The sequence below is a fragment of the Streptomyces jeddahensis genome (assembly GCF_001642995.1).
GTDB lineage: Bacteria > Actinomycetota > Actinomycetes > Streptomycetales > Streptomycetaceae > Streptomyces > Streptomyces jeddahensis.
Genome location: NZ_LOHS01000021.1, coordinates 41,914 through 63,971, shown reverse-complemented (window position 1 = coordinate 63,971; position 22,058 = coordinate 41,914). Strand labels below are relative to the sequence as shown.

General features: G+C 71.7%; 22 protein-coding genes. 18 read left to right on the top strand and 4 right to left on the bottom strand.

Going from position 1 to position 22,058, the window contains the following annotated elements:
• Window positions 1–38 precede the first annotated feature (38 nt).
• From rplM to glmM, 3 genes are all read left to right on the top strand, one after another.
• Window positions 39–482, top strand: coding sequence for a 50S ribosomal protein L13 (gene rplM / locus STSP_RS01795; protein ID WP_067271044.1), 444 nt, complete (start codon window positions 39–41; stop codon window positions 480–482).
• A gap of 42 nt (window positions 483–524) precedes the next feature.
• Complete coding sequence (rpsI, locus tag STSP_RS01790) at window positions 525–1,037, top strand: 30S ribosomal protein S9 (RefSeq protein ID WP_067271042.1); 513 nt, start codon at window positions 525–527, stop codon at window positions 1,035–1,037.
• 190 nt (window positions 1,038–1,227) lie between these two features.
• Entirely contained in the window at window positions 1,228–2,586 is a 1,359-nt protein-coding gene (gene glmM / locus STSP_RS01785; RefSeq protein ID WP_067271041.1) for a phosphoglucosamine mutase, read from the top strand.
• A 133-nt stretch (window positions 2,587–2,719) separates the two neighbouring features.
• Here the strand turns inward: glmM and STSP_RS01780 are convergent, their stop codons facing one another.
• On the bottom strand, window positions 2,720–3,700 hold the full coding sequence (locus tag STSP_RS01780) for a DUF389 domain-containing protein (protein ID WP_067271039.1): 981 nt from the start codon (window positions 3,698–3,700) through the stop codon (window positions 2,720–2,722).
• 142 nt (window positions 3,701–3,842) lie between these two features.
• Window positions 3,843–4,832 (bottom strand): type I pantothenate kinase, encoded by a 990-nt coding sequence (gene coaA / locus STSP_RS01775; RefSeq protein ID WP_067271038.1) that lies wholly within the window; start codon window positions 4,830–4,832, stop codon window positions 3,843–3,845.
• A gap of 174 nt (window positions 4,833–5,006) precedes the next feature.
• Here coaA and STSP_RS01770 point away from each other — a divergent pair, with 174 nt between their 5' ends.
• The 8 genes from STSP_RS01770 (at window position 5,007) to tsaE (ending at window position 13,241) form a co-directional block, all read left to right on the top strand.
• On the top strand, window positions 5,007–5,243 hold the full coding sequence (locus tag STSP_RS01770; RefSeq protein ID WP_067271035.1) for a hypothetical protein: 237 nt from the start codon (window positions 5,007–5,009) through the stop codon (window positions 5,241–5,243).
• 124 nt (window positions 5,244–5,367) lie between these two features.
• Entirely contained in the window at window positions 5,368–5,832 is a 465-nt protein-coding gene (locus STSP_RS01765) for a hypothetical protein (protein ID WP_157902762.1), read from the top strand.
• A 97-nt stretch (window positions 5,833–5,929) separates the two neighbouring features.
• A complete protein-coding gene (gene glmS / locus STSP_RS01760) occupies window positions 5,930–7,777 on the top strand; it encodes a glutamine--fructose-6-phosphate transaminase (isomerizing) (RefSeq protein ID WP_067271031.1) in 1,848 nt (615 codons plus the stop codon).
• A 46-nt stretch (window positions 7,778–7,823) separates the two neighbouring features.
• Window positions 7,824–8,195: a holo-ACP synthase gene (locus tag STSP_RS01755; RefSeq protein ID WP_067271028.1), complete on the top strand. Its 372-nt coding sequence runs from the start codon at window positions 7,824–7,826 to the stop codon at window positions 8,193–8,195.
• 173 nt (window positions 8,196–8,368) lie between these two features.
• On the top strand, window positions 8,369–9,802 hold the full coding sequence (locus STSP_RS01750) for an NAD(P)H-hydrate dehydratase (protein ID WP_078066808.1): 1,434 nt from the start codon (window positions 8,369–8,371) through the stop codon (window positions 9,800–9,802).
• A 189-nt stretch (window positions 9,803–9,991) separates the two neighbouring features.
• A complete protein-coding gene (gene alr, locus STSP_RS01745) occupies window positions 9,992–11,260 on the top strand; it encodes an alanine racemase (protein WP_067271024.1) in 1,269 nt (422 codons plus the stop codon).
• A 219-nt stretch (window positions 11,261–11,479) separates the two neighbouring features.
• Entirely contained in the window at window positions 11,480–12,724 is a 1,245-nt protein-coding gene (locus STSP_RS01740) for an alpha/beta fold hydrolase (RefSeq protein ID WP_067271079.1), read from the top strand.
• Entirely contained in the window at window positions 12,696–13,241 is a 546-nt protein-coding gene (gene tsaE / locus STSP_RS01735; RefSeq protein ID WP_078066807.1) for a tRNA (adenosine(37)-N6)-threonylcarbamoyltransferase complex ATPase subunit type 1 TsaE, read from the top strand. Before STSP_RS01740 ends, tsaE begins: the two co-directional genes overlap by 29 nt.
• Before the next feature lie 430 nt (window positions 13,242–13,671).
• Here tsaE and STSP_RS01730 read toward each other — a convergent pair whose 3' ends face one another.
• Window positions 13,672–14,229 carry a L,D-transpeptidase gene (locus STSP_RS01730; protein WP_067271021.1) on the bottom strand — a complete coding sequence of 186 codons (558 nt, stop codon included), beginning with the start codon at window positions 14,227–14,229 and terminating at the stop codon, window positions 13,672–13,674.
• A gap of 134 nt (window positions 14,230–14,363) precedes the next feature.
• Here STSP_RS01730 and tsaB point away from each other — a divergent pair, with 134 nt between their 5' ends.
• The 5 genes from tsaB (at window position 14,364) to STSP_RS01705 (ending at window position 18,246) form a co-directional block, all read left to right on the top strand.
• The gene (tsaB, locus tag STSP_RS01725) at window positions 14,364–15,017 is read left to right on the top strand and encodes a tRNA (adenosine(37)-N6)-threonylcarbamoyltransferase complex dimerization subunit type 1 TsaB (RefSeq protein WP_067271019.1); all 654 of its coding nucleotides are present in this window, start codon (window positions 14,364–14,366) and stop codon (window positions 15,015–15,017) included.
• On the top strand, window positions 15,014–15,592 hold the full coding sequence (rimI, locus tag STSP_RS01720) for a ribosomal protein S18-alanine N-acetyltransferase (RefSeq protein WP_332835345.1): 579 nt from the start codon (window positions 15,014–15,016) through the stop codon (window positions 15,590–15,592). Before tsaB ends, rimI begins: the two co-directional genes overlap by 4 nt.
• On the top strand, window positions 15,585–16,703 hold the full coding sequence (tsaD, locus tag STSP_RS01715) for a tRNA (adenosine(37)-N6)-threonylcarbamoyltransferase complex transferase subunit TsaD (protein WP_067271017.1): 1,119 nt from the start codon (window positions 15,585–15,587) through the stop codon (window positions 16,701–16,703). Before rimI ends, tsaD begins: the two co-directional genes overlap by 8 nt.
• Entirely contained in the window at window positions 16,700–16,990 is a 291-nt protein-coding gene (locus STSP_RS01710) for a hypothetical protein (RefSeq protein ID WP_067271014.1), read from the top strand. The genes tsaD and STSP_RS01710 overlap by 4 nt, the downstream gene beginning before the upstream one ends.
• A gap of 242 nt (window positions 16,991–17,232) precedes the next feature.
• Complete coding sequence (locus tag STSP_RS01705; protein WP_107441163.1) at window positions 17,233–18,246, top strand: LCP family protein; 1,014 nt, start codon at window positions 17,233–17,235, stop codon at window positions 18,244–18,246.
• A 75-nt stretch (window positions 18,247–18,321) separates the two neighbouring features.
• Here the strand turns inward: STSP_RS01705 and STSP_RS01700 are convergent, their stop codons facing one another.
• Window positions 18,322–19,635 (bottom strand): THUMP-like domain-containing protein, encoded by a 1,314-nt coding sequence (locus tag STSP_RS01700; protein ID WP_408646224.1) that lies wholly within the window; start codon window positions 19,633–19,635, stop codon window positions 18,322–18,324.
• An 864-nt stretch (window positions 19,636–20,499) separates the two neighbouring features.
• On the opposite strand from STSP_RS01700, the gene STSP_RS39480 reads away from it, so the two are divergent.
• Window positions 20,500–21,417 carry a polysaccharide deacetylase family protein gene (locus STSP_RS39480; RefSeq protein ID WP_067271075.1) on the top strand — a complete coding sequence of 306 codons (918 nt, stop codon included), beginning with the start codon at window positions 20,500–20,502 and terminating at the stop codon, window positions 21,415–21,417.
• A gap of 283 nt (window positions 21,418–21,700) precedes the next feature.
• Complete coding sequence (groES, locus tag STSP_RS01690) at window positions 21,701–22,009, top strand: co-chaperone GroES (RefSeq protein WP_055493212.1); 309 nt, start codon at window positions 21,701–21,703, stop codon at window positions 22,007–22,009.
• Window positions 22,010–22,058: the final 49 nt, after the last annotated feature.

Sequence of the window (22,058 nt, the reverse complement as noted above, 5' to 3'; positions counted from 1 at the left end):
TCAGGACCCACTCACTGAAGAAGCGAAGGCTACGAACCGTGCGTACGTACAGCCCCAAGCCCGGCGATGTCACCCGCCAGTGGCACGTCATCGATGCTCAGGACGTCGTCCTGGGCCGCCTGGCATCTACTGCCGCCACCCTTCTGCGGGGCAAGCACAAGCCGATCTACGCGCCGCACGTCGACGCTGGTGACTTCGTCATCATCATCAACGCCGACAAGGTGCACCTCTCGGGCAACAAGCGGACCCAGAAGATGGCGTACCGCCACTCGGGCTACCCGGGTGGTCTGCGCTCCGTCCGCTACGACGAGCTGCTCGACAAGAACCCCGAGAAGGCCATCGAGAAGGCCGTCAAGGGCATGCTCCCCAAGAACACGCTGGGCCGTCAGATGCTCTCGAAGCTGAAGGTCTACAAGGGTGACCAGCACCCGCACGCTGCACAGCAGCCGGTGCCGTTCGAGATCACCCAGGTCGCGCAGTAAGTCCGGCCACCCCCTAAGACTGAACAGAATCTGAGGAGAATCGTGGCCGAGACCACTGCCGAGCAGCCGCTCGAAGAGATCGACATCGACAGCTACACCACCGAGTCCGAGGTCCCCGTCGAGGGCGAGTACACCTCGGAGTCCCTGGCCTCCCGCTTCGGCGAGCCCCAGCCGGCCGCCGGCCTGGGCCGTCGCAAGAACGCCATCGCCCGTGTCCGGATCGTCCCGGGTACCGGCAAGTGGAAGATCAACGGTCGCACCCTCGAGGACTACTTCCCGAACAAGGTGCACCAGCAGGAAGTCAACGAGCCCTTCAAGGTGCTCGAGCTCGAGGGCCGCTACGACGTCATCGCCCGTATCGCGGGTGGCGGCGTCTCCGGTCAGGCCGGCGCCTTGCGCCTCGGCGTGGCCCGCGCCCTGAACGAGGCCGACGTGGACAACAACCGCGGCCCGCTGAAGAAGGCCGGCTTCCTGCGCCGCGACGACCGCGCGGTCGAGCGGAAGAAGGCCGGTCTGAAGAAGGCCCGCAAGGCGCCGCAGTACAGCAAGCGCTAATCGCTGCTGCTCGTACAGCACGCCCCGGCGGCACGCAGTGTGCTGCCGGGGCGTTCGTTTATCACGGGTACGCGGCGTATAACGGCATAAAAGCCAAGGCTGCAAGGGCGTTGAGCCGCTTGTATGTTCAGTCTCTTTCCGAAGCTTCTGAGCCGCTTCGAGGATGATTGCGAAAGTTCGGAGGACACCAGTGGGACGACTCTTCGGCACGGACGGCGTGCGCGGTGTCGCGAACGCGGATCTGACGGCTGAGCTCGCGCTCGGCCTGTCGGTCGCGGCGGCGCACGTGCTCGCCGAGGCGGGCACCTTCGAGGGCCACCGGCCGGTGGCGGTGGTCGGTCGGGACCCGCGTGCGTCCGGGGAGTTCCTGGAGGCCGCGGTGGTCGCGGGTCTGGCCAGCGCCGGTGTCGACGTCCTGCGTGTCGGCGTGCTGCCCACCCCTGCGGTGGCGTATCTCACCGGTGAGCTGGGCGCCGACCTCGGCGTGATGCTCTCCGCCAGCCACAACGCGATGCCCGACAACGGCGTCAAGTTCTTCGCCCGCGGCGGCCACAAGCTCGCCGACGAGCTCGAGGACAAGATCGAGGCCGTGTACGAGGAGCACCGCACCGGTGCTCCCTGGGACCGTCCCACGGGCGCGGGCGTCGGCCGCGTGAAGTCGTACGACGAGGGCTTCGAGCAGTACGTCGCGCATCTCCTCGGTGTCCTGCCGAACAGGCTCGACGGGCTGAAGGTCGTCCTCGACGAGGCGCACGGCGCGGCCGCCGGAGTCTCGCCCGAGGCGTTCAAGCGGGCCGGCGCCGAGGTCGTCACGATCGGCGCCGACCCCGACGGGCTGAACATCAACGACGGCTGCGGCTCGACCCATCTGGACCTGCTGAAGGCCGCCGTCGTCGAGCACGGCGCCGACTTCGGCATCGCCCACGACGGGGACGCCGACCGGTGCCTCGCCGTGGACCACACGGGTGCCGAGGTCGACGGCGACCAGATCCTCGCCGTGCTCGCTCTCGCGATGCGCGAGCACGGGCAACTGCGCGAGGACACCGTCGTCGCGACCGTCATGTCCAACCTGGGCTTCAAGCTCGCCATGGAGCGCGAGGGCCTGTTCCTCGTGCAGACCGCCGTCGGCGACCGCTATGTGCTCGAGGAGATGAAGGAGAACGGCTACGCGCTCGGCGGCGAGCAGTCCGGGCACGTGATCGTCCTGGACCACGCCACGACCGGCGACGGCACGCTGACCGGCCTCCTCCTCGCGGCGCGGGTCGCCGAGACGGGACGTACCCTGGCGGACCTCGCCGCCGTCATGGAGCGGCTGCCTCAGGTGCTCGTCAACGTCCCGGACGTCGACAAGTCCCAGGTGCACACCTCCGCCGAGCTGACCGCCGCGGTCGCCGACGCGGAGCGCGAACTCGGCTCCACGGGCCGGGTGCTGCTGCGCCCGTCCGGCACCGAGCCGCTGGTACGCGTCATGGTGGAGGCCGCCGACATCGATCAGGCGCGGTCGGTGGCCGGGCGACTTGCTGACGTGGTGAAGTCGACGCTGGGTTAAGCCCGTTGACCTTTTGCGCCTGTTGATGGAGCGGCCACGGTTCTTTTTCGGGACCGTGGCCGTTCTGCCTTCAGCGGCCGGTGTGTTGTCGGGGCGTCAGATCCCGTGTCATCCGGTCTGCGGTCGTGTGTGCTCAGCGCGTCGTAGGCGGAAGTTGCTGAGGCGGGAGTTGCTGTCGGTTGCGCGCGGTGCGCCGGCGCTGTGCGTTCCACAGGAGCATCTGCGCCAGCAGCGTGAGCGTGCCGGCAAGGACGATGCCGAGCAGGTTGAGCAGGAGTTGCTCGGTGGAGCCCCACGCCTGGCGGTACTCGTCGTAGCTGAAGGCGACGGCGGCGTTCGCGGCGGCCGGGACCGTCGTGACCGAGATGGCGACACCGACCAGGGCGCCGGACTTCGCGGACGTCAGCGAGAGGGTGCCCGCGGCGCCCGCGAGGACGGCCACGACGAACGAGAACCAGTCCGGCCGGTAGATGAAGTTGGTGTTCGGACGCTCGGCGTCCAACTGCTCCGCGCTGAACAGATGCACCGTGTCCATGAAGTAGCTGAAGCCCACCGTCACCAGCATCGCGACGGCGAAGCCCACGAGCAGCGCGATCAGTGACCGCAGCGCGAGCCGCGGGGCGCGCCGCACCAGGGCCGTCGAGAGCCCGGCGAGGGGCCCGAACTCGGGTCCGACGGCCATCGCGCCCACGATCAGGATCGCGTTGTCGAGGACCACACCGCAGGCCGCGATCATCGTGGCGAGCGTGATGAACGCGACGTAGGTGATGGAGAGCGTCGACTCCTCGTGCGTCGCGTCCGTCAGGTGCTCCCACAGCACCGCGTCCGCCGCCTCGCCCGGCGCCTCCTCCTCCGCCTTGTCGGCGCGCTTGGACAGCGACAGGTCGATGTTCTCGACGGCGATCGAGCCGCACTCCTCGATGCCCAGCGCCTGCAGCCCGGAGAGCAGTTCGTCGCCCGCCTCCCGGGCGACGTCGCACAGCACCAGGTCGCCGGGGGGATTGCGGGCCGCCCCGGGCAGCACGGCGAGATGCGTCGTGCCGGGGGTCCTCTCGATGAGGCGTACCACCTCGTCGGTGCGGTCCGGCGGGGTGATCAGGCGCAGATGCAGCATGGCGGCAGCGTAATCGGCATGTTCGCGGCACGATCTCCGGCTCGGCCATGGTCTCGGGCTCGGCCCTGGTCACGGGCTCCGGCATGGTCACGGGCTTGGGCATCGACACAGCAGGCCGGGCCCGGTCACGGCTCGGGCGCGGTCACAGCTTCCGCAGGCTCAGCCGCTGCACCTTGTGGTCGGGGCCCTTGCGCAGGACGAGCGTGGCGCGGCCGCGCGTGGGCGCCACATTCTCCAGCAGATTGGGCTTGTTGATGGTGCGCCAGGTCATGCGCGCGTAGTCGAGGGCCTCCTCCTCGGAGACCTGGGTGTACTTGCGGAAGTACGAGGACGGGTTCTGGAAGGCGGTCTCGCGCAGCTTGCGGAAGCGGTTCAGATACCAGCTCTCGATGTCCTCGGTGCGCGCGTCCACGTACACGCTGAAGTCGAAGTAGTCGGCGAGGCCGACCCGGGTGCGGCCGTCCTTGCCGGGCAGGGCGGGCTGCAGGACGTTGAGGCCCTCGACGATGAGGATGTCGGGGCGGCGGACCGTGAGCTTCTGGCCGGGCACGATGTCGTAGATCAGGTGCGAGTAGACCGGGGCCGTCACCTCGTCCTTGCCGGCCTTGATGTCGGCGACGAAGCGGGTGAGGGCCCGGCGGTCGTACGACTCGGGGAAGCCCTTGCGCGACATCAGCCCGCGCGCCTCGAGCTCCTTGGTGGGCAGCAGGAAGCCGTCCGTGGTGACGAGTTCGACGCGCGGGTGCTCGGGCCAGCGGGAGAGCAGCGCCTGCAGCAGACGGGCCACGGTGGACTTGCCGACCGCCACGGAACCCGCGACCCCTATGACGAAGGGAGTGCCGGCCTGGGAGCCCTTCTCGCCGAGGAAGGTGTTGAGCGCGCCGCGCAGCCCGCTCGTCGAGCCGACGTACAGATTGAGCAGGCGGGACAGCGGCAGATAGATGTCCCGCACCTCGTCGAGGTCGATGACGTCGCCCAGACCGCGCAGCTTCTCGACCTCCGCCGCGGTCAGCGGCAGCGGCGTCTTGTCGCGCAGGGCGCTCCATTCGGCACGGGTGAGGTCGAGGTAGGGAGTCGCCTCCGGCCTGGACCGGTGGGCGCTCCGCGGCAGCGTGGAGACCGGAGAGATCACAGTCCATTGTTACGGGAGTCTGAACGCCACGGGGCGTGGGGTCGGTCACGCGGGTATCCCGGGCATTCCGGCCACCTGCGGCACGAGGTCTGGACCAGGGTTCCCGGCGGGGATACGGTCCCGCCACCCGGCGCCGAGCCGCGCGCCGGGGCAGCCGGGGGGTTGGGGGTCGCCATGTCCGTACATCTGCGTGTTTTCGCCCGTCGGAAACGTGCCGCGGCAGGCGCGTGGGCAGATCTGGAGGGGCGAGTCTGCTCCGAACTGTCGGCGGACCTGCCGGACGAGGACCTGGGCGAGAACCTCGGCGACGCCCTGGACCTGTACGAGATGGGCAGCAAGCCGCGGTGCGAGGAGGTCGAGTACCTGGAGCTGGTCCAGGAGGCGATCGAGCGGATCGAGCGGGGGAGGTAGCGGGCGGGCGATGAGGCTGCCGCCGAATCGGGTGCCCGAACAGCCCTTCCCGCCGCGCCGTCGTCCCTCTATTGTTCCGCTGACCTGCGATAAAGCAGGCTGGGGAGAGCATCGGGGCGGGGTCGTGTCTGCTGCACTGCAGGACAAGGTAATTGAGCGTTCGCGCGGGCTGCTGGAGCCGGGTGAGGCCGTGCGGCGGGTTTATGTCGCGCAGGGCGGGATCAATCCATGGGCGCAGGTCCTGTTCTGCGCGGTCGGCGTGTTGTTGGTGCGGGCCGTCATCGGCGACGTCGACCTCGTCGAGGTGTATGTCGGCTGTGCCGTCGGCGCCATGCTCGGCGGTGCCGTCGCCTTGGCCCTGACGAGCCGTCGCGTCATCCTGCGGACAGAACGTGCTCTGGTGGTGCTGTCATACGGACGGTTCGGTCCCGTCCGCCCCACACGGGTGGTGGCGCGTCTGCCGAAGGAGACTCCGGTCGGCCCGCTCGAGGGTCTCTGGTCGACCGTCGTGCTGAACGGCGAGAAGCTGTGGATCCACAAGCGGCACTACGGGGTGCACGAGGTGGCGCCCAGTCTGCCCGGCGCATAGCACAAAACAGTGGGATCCGCCGAAAACGCACGGCCGGTGAAGAGAGTGAAACGACCTTCGAGTCGTGGGTGGTGAGGGCTCGCCGTAGGCTGCGGCCATGTGCGGAATCGTGGGTTACGTGGGCTCGCAGTCGGCGCTTGACGTCGTGCTGGCCGGGCTGAAGCGGCTGGAGTACCGGGGCTACGACTCGGCCGGTGTCGCCGTGCTCGCCGACGGCGGGCTGGCCGCCGCCAAGAAGGCCGGGAAGCTCGGCAACCTGGAGAAGGAGCTGGTCGAGCGGCCGATGCCGACCGGCACCACCGGCATCGGGCACACCCGGTGGGCCACCCACGGCGGACCCACGGACACGAACGCGCATCCGCACCTCGACAACGCGGGCCGCGTCGCCGTCGTGCACAACGGCATCATCGAGAACTTCGCCGAGCTGCGCGCCGAGCTGACGGAGCGGGGGCACGAGCTGGCGTCCGAGACGGACACCGAGGTCGTCGCGCACCTGCTCGCCGAGGAGTTCTCCGGCTGCGCGGACCTCGCCGAGGCGATGCGGCTGGTGTGCCGGCGCCTGGAGGGCGCGTTCACGCTGGTCGCCGTGCACGCGGACGACCCCGACACGGTGGTCGGCGCACGGCGGAACTCGCCGCTGGTGGTGGGCGTTGGGGAGGGTGAGTCCTTCCTCGCGTCGGACGTCGCCGCGTTCATCGCCCACACCCGCTCGGCGATCGAGCTGGGACAGGACCAGGTGGTCGAGCTGCGCCGGGACGGGGTGACGGTCACCGACTTCGACGGCCGGCCCGCCGACGTGCGCTCGTACCACGTGGACTGGGACGCCGAGGCGGCCGAAAAGGGGGGTTATGACTACTTCATGCTCAAGGAGATCGCCGAGCAGCCCAAGGCGGTCGCCGATACGTTGCTGGGGCGCATCGACGCCTCGGGTTCGCTGACGCTGGACGAGGTACGGATCCCTGGCCAGGCCCTGCGCGAGGTGGACAAGGTCGTCATCGTCGCGTGCGGCACGGCCTTCCACGCCGGGATGATCGCGAAGTACGCCATCGAGCACTGGACCCGGATCCCGTGCGAGGTGGAGCTCGCCAGCGAGTTCCGCTACCGGGACCCCATCCTCGACCCGCAGACGCTCGTCATCGCCATCTCGCAGTCGGGCGAGACCATGGACACCCTCATGGCGCTGCGGCACGCCCGCGAGCAGGGCTCCCGGGTGCTGGCGATCTGCAACACCAACGGGTCGACGATCCCGCGCGAGTCCGACGCGGTGCTGTACACGCACGCGGGTCCCGAGGTGGCCGTCGCCTCCACGAAGGCGTTCCTGACGCAGCTCGTCGCCTGCTATCTGGTGGCGCTCTATCTGGGCCAGGTGCGCGGCACCAAGTGGGGCGACGAAATCCATGCGGTCGTCCGGGACTTGGCGAAGATCTCGGAGCAGGTCGAGCGGGTCCTGGAGACCATGGAACCGGTGCGGGAGCTGGCGCGGTCGCTCGCCGCCAAGGACACGGTGCTGTTCCTGGGCCGCCATGTGGGCTATCCCGTGGCCCTGGAAGGCGCGTTGAAGCTGAAGGAGCTCGCGTACATGCACGCCGAGGGCTTCGCCGCCGGCGAGCTGAAGCACGGGCCGATCGCCCTCATCGAGGACGACCTGCCGGTGGTCGTCGTGGTGCCGTCGGCGCGCGGCCGCTCGGTACTGCACGACAAGATCGTTTCGAACATTCAGGAGATCCGGGCGCGGGGTGCCCGGACGATCGTGATCGCGGAGGAGGGCGACGAGACGGTCGTCCCGTACGCCGACCACCTGATCCGTATCCCGGCCACGCCGACGCTGCTGCAACCGCTCGTCGCCACCGTGCCACTGCAGGTCTTCGCCTGCGAGCTGGCCACGGCCCGCGGCAACGAGGTGGACCAGCCGCGCAACCTCGCGAAGTCTGTGACGGTGGAGTGATGAGGGCGCGGGCGGCCGGCCTCGGGGAAGCTGCCGGGGGAGGGAGATCGTGATCATCGGTGTGGGCATCGACGTCGCCGAGATCGAACGGTTCCGCACGTCCATGGAGCGCACGCCCGCGATGGCCCGACGGCTGTTCGTGGAGCGGGAGTTGCTGCTGCCCAGCGGGGAGCGCCGGGGCATAGCCTCCTTGGCCGTCCGGTTCGCGGCCAAGGAGGCCATCGCCAAGGCCCTCGGCGCCCCGGCCGGCCTGCACTGGACGGACGCGGAGGTCTACGTGGAGGACAGCGGCCAGCCACGCGTACGCGTACGCGGCACGGTCGCCGCCCGCGCAGCCGAACTCGGCGTCCGCTCCTGGCACGTCTCACTGAGCCATGACGCGGGGGTGGCTTCGGCGGTGGTGATCGCGGAGGGGTGACGAGGCAGCACGGCTGCACCGCCGCACCGCTGTATCCGCTGTACCTGCTGTGGGCAATCGTTCCGCAGGGCTGGGGGCACCTCCCAGCGGTAGCTGGGGGAGGGTGGGCACAGCCCCCTCGTTACGGCGCCTCGAAAAGCAACGGCACCCCCGACTGGGGGAGACTGAACGGCATGCGTACCGCGTACAGCGTAGAAACCGTAAGGGCAGCCGAGCGCGAGCTCATGGCAAGGCTCCCCGAGGGCACCCTGATGCAGCGCGCAGCGGCAGGCCTAGCCGCCGCATGCGCGGAACTGCTCGGCCGCGTCTACGGCACCCGCATCGTCCTCCTCATCGGCAGCGGCGACAACGGCGGCGACGCCCTGTACGCGGGCGCCCGCCTGGCCCGCCGCGGCGCAGGCGTGACGGCGGTACTGCTGGCGGCCGACGACCGCACCCACCCGGGCGGCCTCGCGGCCCTGCGGGCGGCGGGCGGCACCACCGCCCGGCCGCCCGCCGCAGAGGCGCTGATCCACCGCGCCGACCTCGTCGTCGACGGCATCGTGGGCATCGGCGGCAAGGGCGGTCTGCGCCCTGACGCCGCGCAGTTGGCGGCGCTGGTCCGGGGCGCGGGCGTGCCCGTCGTCGCCGTCGACCTGCCCAGCGGTATCGAGCCGGACACGGGCGAGGTCCGCGGCGAGGCGGTACGGGCCGATGTGACCGTGACATTCGGCACATACAAGCCGGGCCTGCTCATCGACCCCGCGCGGGAGCACGCGGGCACCGTCCGCCTTGTCGGCCTCGGGCTCGACCTGCCGGCCGAGGCGGATCTCGAGGCGCTGCAGTACGCCGACGTGAAGCGGCTGTTGCCGGTGCCGGTCGCCGAGAGCGACAAGTACCGGCGGGGCGTCGTGGGCATCGTTGCCGGGTCCGCCCGCTACCCCGGCGCCGCGGTGCTGGCCGTCGCGGGGGCGCTGCGGGGCGGGGCCGGTGCCGTGCGCTACGTCGGGCCCGCGGGCGACGCCGTGATCGCACGCTTCCCCGAGACCCTGGTGTCCGCCGGGCCGCCCGCGAAGGCGGGCCGCGTACAGGCCTGGGTCGTCGGACCGGGCATCGGCGACAACGCCCAGGCGGTGGCGGAGGTGCTCGACGCCGACGTACCGGTGCTGGTGGACGCGGACGGGCTGCGCCTCGCCGACTTGGACGCGGTGCGGGCCCGCGTCGCGCCGACCCTGCTCACGCCACACGCGGGCGAGGCGGCCGCGCTGATCGGCGTCGACCGCGCGGAGGTCGAGGCCGCACGGCTTGCGTCGGTACGGGAGCTCGCGGCGCGGTACGGGGCGACGGTGCTGCTCAAGGGGGCGACCACGCTGGTGGCCGGGCCGGACGGGGGCGCCGTGCGGGTGAACCCGACGGGGACGCCGTGGCTTGCCACGGCCGGGAGCGGGGATGTGCTGTCGGGGCTTGCCGGGTCGTTGCTCGCGGCGGGGCTCGTGGCGCGGGACGCCGGGTCCGTTGCGGCGTATCTGCATGGGCTGGCGGGGCGGTTCGCGGCCGCGGGCGCTCCCGCTGGGGCGCTGGAGGTGGCCGAGGCGTTGCCTCGGGCCTGGCGGGGCGTCACTGCGTGACGTTCCGCCAGGTGCACGCGCCCTGTCCGGGGCTGGGGTTGTAGGAGCGGTGCGGCGCCGTCGTGGGCCTGTGCCCACCCTCCCCCAGCTACCGCTGGGAGGTGCCCCCAGCCCTGCGGAACGCCTGCCCACAGGCTGCTGCGCCGCCGTGGGGGTGTCGTCGGAGCGCTCTGAGACACTGGGGGCGCCATGAATGAGACTGCCCCCCTGCGCGCCCGTGCCGAGATCGATCTGTCCGCCCTTCGGGCCAACGTGCGGACGTTGCGTGCCCTGGCGCCCGGGGCCGCCTTCATGGCCGTCGTGAAGGCGGACGCGTACGGGCACGGAATGATCCCCTGTGCGCGTGCCGCGCTGGAGGCGGGCGCGACCTGGCTCGGGACCGCGACGCCCGAGGAGGCGCTCGCGCTGCGCGCCGCCGGGTTCGGGGCTGACCGGGCTCGCGTCATGTGCTGGCTGTGGACGCCGGGCGGCCCCTGGCGCGAGGCCATCGAGGCGGACCTGGACATCGCGGTGAGCGGCATGTGGGCCCTGCGGGAGATCACGGCCGCCGCGCGACAGGCGGGCCGCCCCGCACGCATCCAGCTGAAGGCCGACACCGGTCTTGGGCGCAACGGCTGCCAGCCCGCCGACTGGCCCGAGCTCGTCGCCGAGTCCCTCGCCGCGCAGGCCGAGGGGCTCGTCCACGTCACCGGGCTCTGGTCGCACTTCGCGTGCGCCGACGAGCCCGGGCACCCGTCCATCGACGCCCAGCTCGCCCTGTTCCGCGAGATGGTGGCGTATGCGGAGGCGAAGGGCGCCCGCCCGGAGGTGCGGCACATCGCCAACTCGCCGGGCACACTGACCCGTCCGGAGGCGCACTTCGATCTCGTACGACCCGGCATCGCGATGTACGGGATCTCGCCCGGCCCGGAGGTCGGCACCCCCGCGGACCTCGGGCTGCGTCCGGTCATGACGCTCTCGGCGTCGCTCGCGCTCGTAAAGCACGTGCCGGGGGGCCACGGCGTGAGTTACGGACATCACTACGTCACACCGGGGGGCACGACACTCGGCCTCATCCCCGTCGGCTACGGTGACGGGATCCCGCGGCATGCCTCCGGTACCGGCCCCGTGCTGGTCGGCGGCAAGCTGCGGACGGTCGCGGGGCGTATCGCCATGGACCAGTTCGTGGTGGATCTCGGAGGGGACGAGCCGCCGGCGGGCGCGGAAGCGGTGCTGTTCGGACCGGGCGACCGGGGCGAACCGACCGCCGAGGACTGGGCACAGGCGGCGGGCACCATCGCGTACGAAATCGTCACCCGCATCGGAACGCGCGTTCCACGCGTCTATGTGAACGAGCGGCCCGAAGGCGAAGAACGGCCCGAGGGCGACGAGCGGTGCGACGGCGAGGAAAGGTGCGACGGCGAGCGGCCCGGCCGTGCAGCGGGCCCCGGAGGCGGACGGCGCGCAGGCGCGGACTGACCCGGTGCCGCCGGCCGGCCCCCGACAGGGCGAGCCGGCGAACCGAGCACCGAGCCCGACGACCGAGCACCGAGCCCGACGACTGAACACCCAGCCCGACCGAGCACCGAGTACCGAGCACCATGCCCGACGACCGGGCGCCCGGCACCGAACGCACCGAACGCGCACCCGATGACCGAGCACGACCCCGACGACCGAGTACCGAGTGAGGAGCGGCACGTGAGCGAGAGCAGCGCGGAGGCTGTCGCGGAAGCGGCCACGGCGGCCGCCGCCTCGGCCGCCGGCAGCTGGCGCACCGCCGGACTGGTGGGCACCGCGATAGGCGTGATCGCCGCGGGCGCAGCCGCCGGCGTCGCCATCGAGCGGATGACCGTCGGCCGCGGAATGCGGCAGAAGGCCCGGCTCGCCCTGGATTCCACCGGACCGTACGGAACGCTGCGCGGCAGGCCGGGCAAGGCGTACGCCGACGACGGCACCGAGCTGTACTACGAGATCGACGAGGTCGAGCCCGACGGCGGGACGGCGCCGCGCCGCCGGCGGCTGTTCGGCCGCAAGGCCCCGGCGCCCGTCACCGTCGTCTTCTGCCACGGCTACTGCCTCAACCAGGACTCCTGGCACTTCCAGCGCGCCGCGCTCCGCGGCGTCGTACGGACCGTGCACTGGGACCAGCGCAGCCACGGCCGCTCCGGGCGGGGCGTGGCCCAGGCGCCGAGCGTCGACGGGGACGGCGTGCCGATCTCGATCGACCAGCTGGGCCGCGACCTGAAGGCCGTCATAGACGCCGCGGCACCCGAAGGCCCGCTGGTGCTCGTCGGGCACTCCATGGGCGGCATGACCATGATGGCGCTGGCAGGGCACTACCCGGAGCTGATCCGCGACCGTGTCGTCGGCGTGGCGCTCGTCGGTACGTCGTCCGGGCGGCTCGGCGAGGTCAACTTCGGGCTCCCGGTGGCGGGTGTCAACGCGGTACGGCGCTTCCTGCCCGGCGTACTGAAGGCGCTGGGGCAGCGGGCGGAGCTGGTGGAGCGGGGGCGGCGCGCGACGGCCGACCTGTTCGCGGGGATCATCAAGCGCTACTCGTTCGCGTCCAGGGACGTCGACCCGGCCGTCGCGCGGTTCGCCGAGCGGATGATCGAGGGGACGCCGATCGACGTGGTCGCCGAGTTCTACCCGGCGTTCCACGAGCACGACAAGACGGAGGCGCTCAAGCGGTTCGCCGACATACCCGTCCTCGTCCTGGCCGGCGACCAGGACCTGGTCACGCCCAGCGAGCACAGCGAAGCCATAGCGGACCTGCTCCCGGATGCCGAGCTGGTGCTGGTACCCGACGCCGGGCACCTGGTGATGCTGGAGCACCCGGAGGTCGTCACGGACCGCCTCGCCGACCTGCTCGCCCGGGTCGGCGCGGTCCCCGCAGGGGCTAACGTGGGCACCTATGGAAGCACCGCACAATCCGGCGACTGAAGAGGCTGAACCGGTCGCCCGCACCAGCACTCCGACCATCGTGCGCATCACCGTCACCTCGCCCGAACAGATGCAGGAGCTGGGCCGCCGCCTGGCCAAGCTGCTGCGCGCCGGCGACCTCGTGATGCTCACGGGCGAGCTGGGGGCGGGCAAGACGACGCTGACCCGCGGGCTGGGCGAGGGCCTGGACGTGCGGGGCGCGGTCACCTCGCCGACCTTCGTCATCGCTCGCGTCCACCCGTCCCTCGGCGACGGCCCGCCGCTGGTGCACGTGGACGCGTACCGGCTGGGTGGCGGGCTCGACGAGATGGAGGACCTCGACCTCGACGTGTCGCTGCCCGAGTCCGTGATCGTCGTGGAGTGGGGCGAGGGCAAGGTCGAGGGCTTGTCCGAGGACCGGCTGCAGGTCCTCATCCACCGGGCCACCGGGGACACGACCGACGAGGTGCGCGAGGTCACGCTCACCGGGTACGGCGAGCGGTGGACGGCGGCGGACCTGGCGACGCTGGCCGCCTGACGGGGGATTCTGCGGGTGTTCTCGTAGATTCACCCGAAGGTGCCGACAGGCCGTCGGGAAGATATTGCGCCGTGCGGGGTGGGCATGGTCACATGGACACGTGTACGGGTTAGGTCTGCCTAACCACGGCTGCTCCCGGAGTGCCAGGAGGCGTCCATGTCGGCTTCTGAACGTGATGTGCCGGCTGCTGGGCAGCCGGCGGATCGGCCGGTAGCCGTTCCGACGGCTGGGGGTCCGGCTGCGCCGTCGATGCGGGATCTGCTTGCGGCCTGTGCCGCGGCCGCTGCCGTTTCTACGCCGCCTTGGGCGCCCCATCCGGTGGGGCCGCGCCCCTGATTTGAAGGGCGCCGTACGTCGTGGGCTGTGCCCACCCTCCCCCAGCTACCGCTGGGAGGTGCCCCCAGCCCTGCGGAACGCCTGCCCACAGCAGTTACGGCACCACGACAACCTTCGTGCCCACCGTCGCGAACGTCCACATCGCGTTGCCGTCCTCGCGGGACTCGCGGATGCCGCCTGTCTGCCTCTCCGGGTCGGGCGTCGGGGTCGAGCCGTCGACGGCCGCGCTGAAGCCGATCACCACGCCGTCGACGTCGGCGAACCGCACCACGTGCTCGATCGGCACGCCGTCGGAGCCCGTCACCGCGCTGGACCGCGAGGTGACGCTGTAGGTGCCCACCTCGGGGTCCACCGTGCTGGGCGTGACCTTGAACGTGCGCTTCGTCTCGCCGTCCGCGCCGATCAGCCAGACGCGGTCGTCCTCCAGCGAGTAGACGACCCGCTCACCGGTGCCGGAATCCTCGGGCGGTGTCGCGGACTCCTTCTTCTTCGCGCTCTCCGTGGGAGACTGCGACACGGTGGGGGAGGCGGACGGCTCGGCCTTGCCGAGGGTGTCCGGCACGTTGGCCGCGGCCTGGACGGCGAGGAAACCGACTGCGGCGATGGCGGCCGCGGTGAGCCCGGCCACGAATCCCGAGCTGCTCCTTGCCACGTGTGCCCGCCTCTCGTACGTATGCGCGTCTCGTACGTACGCGCGTCCTGGGACCCTTGACGGTGACGGTAGCAGCAGGTGTGCGGCACACCTGGGCGGCCGTGCCTCCGCCGCCCAAGCCGTAGGCTGTTTGCGTGCTCTTGCTCGCTCTGGATACCGCCACCCCCGCCGTCACCGTCGCTCTGCACGACGGAGAGTCCGTCGTCGCGTCGTCGAGTCAGGTGGACGCCCGCCGTCATGGCGAGCTGCTGCTGCCGGCCGTCGACCGCGTGCTGGCCGAGGCGGGAACGAAACTGGACGCGGTCACCGGCATCGTGGTCGGCGTGGGCCCGGGACCGTACACCGGGCTGCGCGTCGGCCTGATGACCGCCGACACCTTCGGCCTGGTCCTCGGCGTGCCCGTGCACGGTCTGTGCACGCTCGACGCCCTCGCGTACGCCTCCTGCATCGAGGGCCCCTTCGTCGCGGCGACGGACGCGCGGCGCAAGGAGGTCTACTGGGCCCGGTACGCGGACCGGCGCACCCGCGTCACGGAGCCGGCCGTGGACCGGCCCGCCGACATCGCGGACCAGGTCGCCGGGCTCCCGGCCGTCGGCGCGGGCGCGCGGCTCTACCCGGACACGTTCCCGAACGCGCACGAGCCGGAGCACGTGTCCGCGGCCGCCCTCGCCTCGCTGGCGGTGGAGAAGCTGCAGGCGGGCGAGGAACTGGCCGCACCCCGGCCGCTGTACCTGCGCCGCCCGGACGCCCAGGTGCCCAAGAACTACAAGGTGGTCACCCCGAAGTGACAGCTCTCGTACTGCGCGAGATGCGCTGGTGGGACATCGATCCCGTGCTGGAGCTCGAGCGCGAACTGTTTCCCGACGACGCCTGGTCGCGAGGCATGTTCTGGTCGGAGCTCGCCCATGCGCGCGGCCCGGGCGCGACGCGTTGCTATGTCGTGGCCGAGGCCGGCGACCGGCTCATCGGTTACGCGGGACTCGCGGTCACCGGATCGGGTGAAGACGAGAACTCCGCGGTGGTGGGTGACGTGCAGACCATCGCCGTGGCCCGCGACCAGTGGGGCACGGGGCTCGGCGCGCGGCTGCTCACCGAGCTGATGCGGGCCGCGACCGCGTTCGAGTGCGCCGAGGTGCTCCTCGAATGCCGCGTCGACAACCTCCGCGCCCAGAAGCTCTACGAGCGCTTCGGCTTTGAACCCATCGGCTTCCGGCGCGGCTACTACCAGCCCGGGAACGTCGACGCCGTGGTCATGCGGCTGGCAGGCCCCTCCGCCCCGTCCCCGGCCGGCCCCTCGGGTTCAGCGACCGACCATCCCTCCACCTCCGTGAACGGCGTACAAGGAAACCGGATCCATGGCTGACCTGCGCGATGCCCCTCTCGTACTCGGCATCGAGACCTCCTGCGACGAGACCGGCGTCGGCATCGTCCGCGGCACCACGCTGCTCGCGGACGCGGTCGCGTCGAGCGTCGACGAGCACGCCCGCTTCGGCGGCGTCGTGCCGGAGGTCGCGAGCCGGGCGCATCTGGAGGCGATGGTGCCGACCATCGACCGCGCGCTGAAGGAGGCGGGGGTCGCCGCCACGGACCTGGACGGCATCGCGGTGACGGCAGGGCCCGGGCTCGCGGGCGCGCTGCTGGTCGGCGTCTCGGCCGCGAAGGCGTACGCGTACGCGCTCGGCAAGCCGCTCTACGGCGTGAACCACCTGGCCTCGCACATCTGCGTGGACCAGCTGGAGCACGGGGCGCTGCCCGAGCCGACGATGGCGCTGCTGGTGAGCGGCGGGCACTCGTCGCTGCTGCTGTCGACGGACATCACATCGGACGTACGGCCGATGGGCGCGACCATCGACGATGCGGCGGGCGAGGCCTTCGACAAGATCGCGCGGGTGCTGAACCTGGGCTTCCCCGGCGGCCCGGTCATCGACCGGTACGCGAAGGAGGGCGACCCCGAGGCGATCGCGTTCCCGCGCGGCCTCACCGGCCCGCGCGACCCCGCGTACGACTTCTCCTTCTCCGGGCTGAAGACGGCCGTGGCCCGCTGGATCGAGGCGAAGCGGGCGGCGGGCGAGGAGGTGCCGGTGCGCGATGTCGCCGCGTCCTTCCAGGAGGCGGTCGTGGACGTGCTGACGCGTAAGGCCGTACGGGCCTGCAAGGACGAGGGCGTCGACCACCTGATGATCGGCGGTGGTGTGGCGGCCAACTCGCGGCTGCGGGCGCTCGCACAGGAACGCTGCGAGGCCGCCGGCATCCGGCTGCGCGTGCCGCGGCCCAAGCTGTGCACGGACAACGGCGCGATGGTCGCGGCGCTCGGCGCGGAGATGGTGGCGCGTGGACGCGCCGCCTCGGACTGGGACCTGTCGGCCGACTCCTCGCTGCCGGTGACGGACCCTCATGTGCCCGGTACGTCCCAGGGACATGGCCACAACCACGACCATGTGCACGAGGTCGCGAAGGACAACCTGTACTCATGACGGTCGCGTTGATGTGGGAGGCGCGGGCGGTCGCGGGCCGGGGCGAGGAGCTGCTGGCCTGGGCGCGGGCACAGGAGCCGGCGGACCTGCCGTCGTCGCCGGGAGGTCGCACACGGCGGCTGCTGCGCCGCGAGACCTTCCGCGCACCCGAGGACCGCGTCCTGGTCATCACCTGGTGGGACGCCGCTTACGACGCCGAGCTGCCCGAACTGCCCGAGCCGGACGGGGAGTTGGTGACGCGGGCGGTGCACCGGTGGCGGTTCGAGTCGCTGGGCGCGGAGGCGTAGGCGCCGCCTGAGAACTCTCCATGAATTCTGAGAGTTTCCGAAGGAAACCCAAGAAGCGGTATCCGCTGAAATAAATCGGACTTACGTTCTTGCGCGTGACCGAAGACAGAGTCAGCGGAAGCCGCGGCGGTGGGAACGGTGACGGTGCGAACCGTGACGGCGGAAACCGCGGCGGTGGGAACCGCGACACGGGCGGCAGGGGACGCAGCCGGGGGTCCCGTGCGCTCAGGACCGCAGCGGTCATGCTCGGCTGCCTCCTCGTGCTCACCGGCGCAGGGGCGTGCTGGGTGTACTGGAAACTGGACAACAACATCCAGAGCGTGGACATCGACAGCGCGCTGGGCGACGACAGGCCGAAGAAGGCGGCAGCGGTGTCGACTCCCCGTCCCACGGCGTCGCCCTCCGACTCCGCATCGCCTTCCCCGTATCCGTCCGTGTCCGCTCTTCCCGCCGGAGCGCTGAACGTCCTTGTGCTGGGCTCGGATTCGCGCAGCGGTGAGCGGAACTCCGAACTCGGCGGCGGCAACAGCTCGGGCGCCCGCTCCGACACGGCGATGATCGTCCACATCGACGCGGACCGCACCGAGGCGACGGTGGTGAGCATCCCGCGCGACACGCTGGTCACGCGCCCGTCGTGCCCCACGTCCTCGGGCGGCAGCACGGCGGTCGCGTACGGCGCCATGTTCAACAGCGCGTACTCGGTGGGCGGTCCTGTGTGCGCGATCAAGACGGTGGAGCAGCTCACCGACGTGCGCATGGACCACTACATCGAGATCGACTTCGCGGGCTTCGCGGATCTGGTGGACGCGCTCGGCGGGGTGACGGTCACCACGGAGGAGGACATCGACGACGACAAGAGCCACCTCCATCTCGAAGCCGGCACGCACCGTCTCGACGGCACGGAGGCGCTGGCGCTGGCCCGGACCCGGCACGGCATAGGGGACGGCAGCGACCTCGGCCGCATCGGCCTCCAGCAGCAGCTGATCAAGGCGATGCTCGAGGAGGCGGTGGCGAGCGACCTCCTCGCCAGTCCGTCCCGTCTGTACGACGTGGCCGACGCCGTCACGGGAAGCCTCACGACGGACACGGGCCTCGACTCGCTCGGCGAGCTGATGGGCCTGGCGCAGGCGGTCAGCGGCATCTCGGCGGACGATCTCACGACGGTCACCATGCCGGTCGTGACGGCCCTGTCCGACCCCAACCGGGTGGTGGCGAACGAGTCGGAGGCGAGCGAGCTGTGGGCGTCGCTGCGGTGAGGCCACCGCGGCGCTGAGGCCGCCGTCGAGGCCGCACCGGGACCGTCGGCGGCCGCGGGCAGGGCCCTTACGGCCCTATCCGGTCGCCGCCGGGTGCCCGACCAGCATGGTCGGCGCCCCCGCTACCCGCGTGAGGAAGACCGTCGCCGAGTTCGGGCCCTGCGGCCTCACCTTCCGCCGCAACTCCTCCGGTTCGACGGCGGACCCCCGCTTCTTGACGGTCAGGATGCCGACCCCGCGCTCCCGCAGCAGCGCCTTCAGCCGCTTCACGTTGAACGGGAGCTGGTCGGTGATGTCGTAGGCGGCGGCGTACGGGGTGGGGCGCAGCTCGTCCGCGGTGACGTAGGCGATGGTCTCGTCGATCAGTCCGCCGCCGACGTCCTCGGCGACCTCGGCGACCAGGTGCGCGCGGATGACGGCGCCGTCCGGCTCGTAGAGGTAGCGGCCGACGGGCCGTACCGCCGGATCGGGCAGCCCGCGGCCCGTCAGCGAGCGCGGTCCTGGCAGCAGGGTCGCCCGGACCGTGCCGGGCTCCGTGCCGAACCACAGGACCGCCTCCTTCACGTCCCCGTGGTCCGAGATCCACTCCGCCTCGGCGTCGGCGGGGATCGTCTCGTGAGGGATGCCCGGCGCGATCTTCAGCGCGGCGCGGGGCGCCGTGCGGGCCGCACCGACGGCCCAGGAGAGCGGCGGCGAGTACGCCTCAGGATCAAATACACGCCCGCGTCCGCCGCGCCGCGCAGGATCAACGAACACCGCGTCGTACGACCCGGTGTCCACCTCCGTGACGTCGGCCTCCCGCACCTCGATCAGCCCGCCGAGGCCGAGCGTCTCGGCGTTCGCCCGGGCGACCGCGCACGTCAGCGGGTCCCGGTCGACGGCCAGCACCGAGATGCCCGCGCGGGCCAGCGCGATCGCGTCACCGCCGATCCCGGAGCACAGGTCGGCGACGCTGCGGACGCCCAGGTCGGCGAACCGGCCGGCGCGGTACGTCGCGACCGACGCGCGCGTCGACTGCTCCACGCCGTTCGGCGTGAAGAACATCCGGCCCGCGTCCGCCGCGCCGAACTTCGCCGCAGCGCGCTGCCGCAGCCGTGCTTGCCCGATGGCCGCCGAGACCAGCGCGGCGGGGTGCTCACGGCGCAGCCGTGTCGCCACGGTCAGCTCCTGAGCCGGGTCGATGTCGCGCACCTCGTCGAGGAGGGCGCGTCCCTCGTCGGTGAGCAGCGCGGAGAAGGCGGACACGGAGTCGGCGGAGGCGGCGGGAGCACGGTCGTTCACCGGCCCATTGTGGGCCAGCCGGTGGATGGCGCGCGCCCGGCGGCGGTGTCGGCCCGCCGCGCGCCGACGCCGCTGACAGGATGCGACGCCATGCATCAAATGCGACAAAAAGACAAGATCCCTCGAGACTCCGCGCACGGGAGGACGGGCGCGCGCCGACGACACGCCGACCGAGCGGAGGCCGACGACCGAGCAGAGGCCAACGGGCGAGCGCAGACGGACCGGGGAAGGGTGGCCGACCGGCGAGGGGCGGCTGCCGAGCAAGTGCGCGCTGATCGACGAGGAGCGGCTGGCGGGCGGGGAGATGTCGGCGGGGGCGCGGCGGCCGCCATGCGGACGGATGTCGACGGGGCAGGGATCGTCGCGGAGAGAGTGCAGGTCGGCCGGGGCGTGCGGGCCGAGGGGGGAGGGGCGGCCCTTGGGCGACCAGGGGCCGACGGGCGAGGACCGGCCGCCGTGCGAATGCGGGCCGACGGGCGAGGACCGGCCGCCGTGCGGGGAGATGCTGAACGGCGGGCGGATGTCGCCTGGGGAGGGGCGGTCGCCGGGCTAGCACATGCCGACAGGCGAGGGGAGGCCGCAGTGCGGGCGCAGGTCGGCGGGCGAGGGGAGGCCGCGGTGCGGGCGCAGGTCGGCGGGCGCCTCCAGGCCGACCAGCGGGCCGCTGAGTCGGGCCGGGTCGCTGAGCGGCTGCAGCCCGCTCGGTCGGGCCGGGCCGCTGAGCGGGTGCAGTCCCCTGGGTCGGGGCGGGCCGCAGAGCGGGTGCAGTCCGCTCGGTCGGGCCGGGCCGCTGAGCGGGTGCAGTCCGCTCGGTCGGGATGGGCGGCTCGGCGGGGCAAGGTCACGGCGACGCGGCAGGCCGCCGGGTCGTGTCAGGGCCGCGGCACGCACGTCCCGCAGCGGTCGCCCCAGGGTGCGCCCGGCGACCGGGTCGGGCACAGGCCGCTGCCAGGGCCGTCACGGCGTACGCGACTGCGGCGAGGCCCCCTCCGGGTCTGCCTCGCCGTACTCGCCGTCGCCGCCATCGCCTCGGGCTGCGGCGACTCCGGCTCCGCTGCCGGTTCCCGCCCGGAGGCCGTCTCCCGCCCCGGGCCCCATCCCGGCCCTGGCCCCCACCTCCAGGCCCCGCCCGCCCGTGCCCTCGACGCGTACGCGCAGCGGCTGATCGACTCGCAGGCCGCCCGGGTCGCCGCCGCGAAGCGCTGGGGACTGGACAGGGTGCCGCTGCAGGCCCCGGCCCCGCCCGCCGTCAAGCCGGAGATCGAGACTCGCCCGGGCTTCGAGGTCACGGACGGCGAGGGTCTGCCGCCCGTCTTCACGACCGTCCCCACGACGGACAAGGTCGTCTTCCTCACCATCGACGACGGCGCCGAGAAGGACCCGGCGCTGCTGAGGATGATGAGCGAGCTGCGCATCCCGTACACCGCCTTCCTCAGCGACTACCTCGTGAAGAAGGACTACGGCTACTTCGGCGAGATGCAGCAGCTCGGTGTCACGCTGAACAACCACACCCTCGACCACCCGTACCTGCCCGGCCTCTCGTACGCCGAGCAGCGGCGCGAGATCTGCGGCATGCAGGACGTCATCGAGGAGCAGTACGGCCGGCGCCCCACCGTCTTCCGCCCGCCCTACGGCAACTACAACCGGGACACGCTGCGCGCCGCCAAGTCCTGCGGCATCAAGGCCGTTCCGCTGTGGAACGCCGAGGCCTTCCCGGACCGCATGGACTGGCGGGACGGGGACCGGGACCTCCACCCCGGCGACATCATCCTCACGCACTTCCGGGGCCGCGCCGACTGGAACGGCACGATGCCCGACATGATCCGGTACGTCATGAAGGTGATCACCGCCAAGGGATATGCCGTGGCCAGGCTGGAGGACTACCTCTGACGGGAGTTCGCGCCCTGTCTCCGGCGGAAGCCGCACCGGCCGCGGCGCCGGATTCGTACGCACGTCCCGTAACCACCCCATGAGAGCGATTCCCGGCGTTGTCTGCGCCGCGTTGGCACTCCGCTTGACCGAGTGCTAATCGCGGTCATAGTCTCAGCTCTGGCACTCCCCCCTGGAGAGTGCCAATAGCGACGGGCAGGTCCGGCACCCGCGACGACGGATCGACCTGGTCGCCACCTCAGACAGTTAACCCCGTGAGATCTCCGAAGGGGGAGGTCGGATCGTGACGACCGCCAGCTCCAAGGTTGCCATCAAGCCGCTCGAGGACCGCATCGTGGTCCAGCCGCTGGACGCCGAGCAGACCACGGCCTCTGGCCTGGTCATCCCGGACACCGCCAAGGAGAAGCCCCAGGAGGGCGTCGTCCTGGCCGTGGGCCCGGGCCGCTTCGAGAACGGCGAGCGCCTTCCGCTCGACGTGAAGACCGGCGACATCGTGCTGTACAGCAAGTACGGCGGCACCGAGGTGAAGTACAACGGCGAGGAGTACCTCGTCCTCTCGGCGCGCGACGTCCTCGCGATCATCGAGAAGTAATTCACCCGCACATTTGCTTTGTGAGCTGCGCCCCTGGCCACCCCGCTGA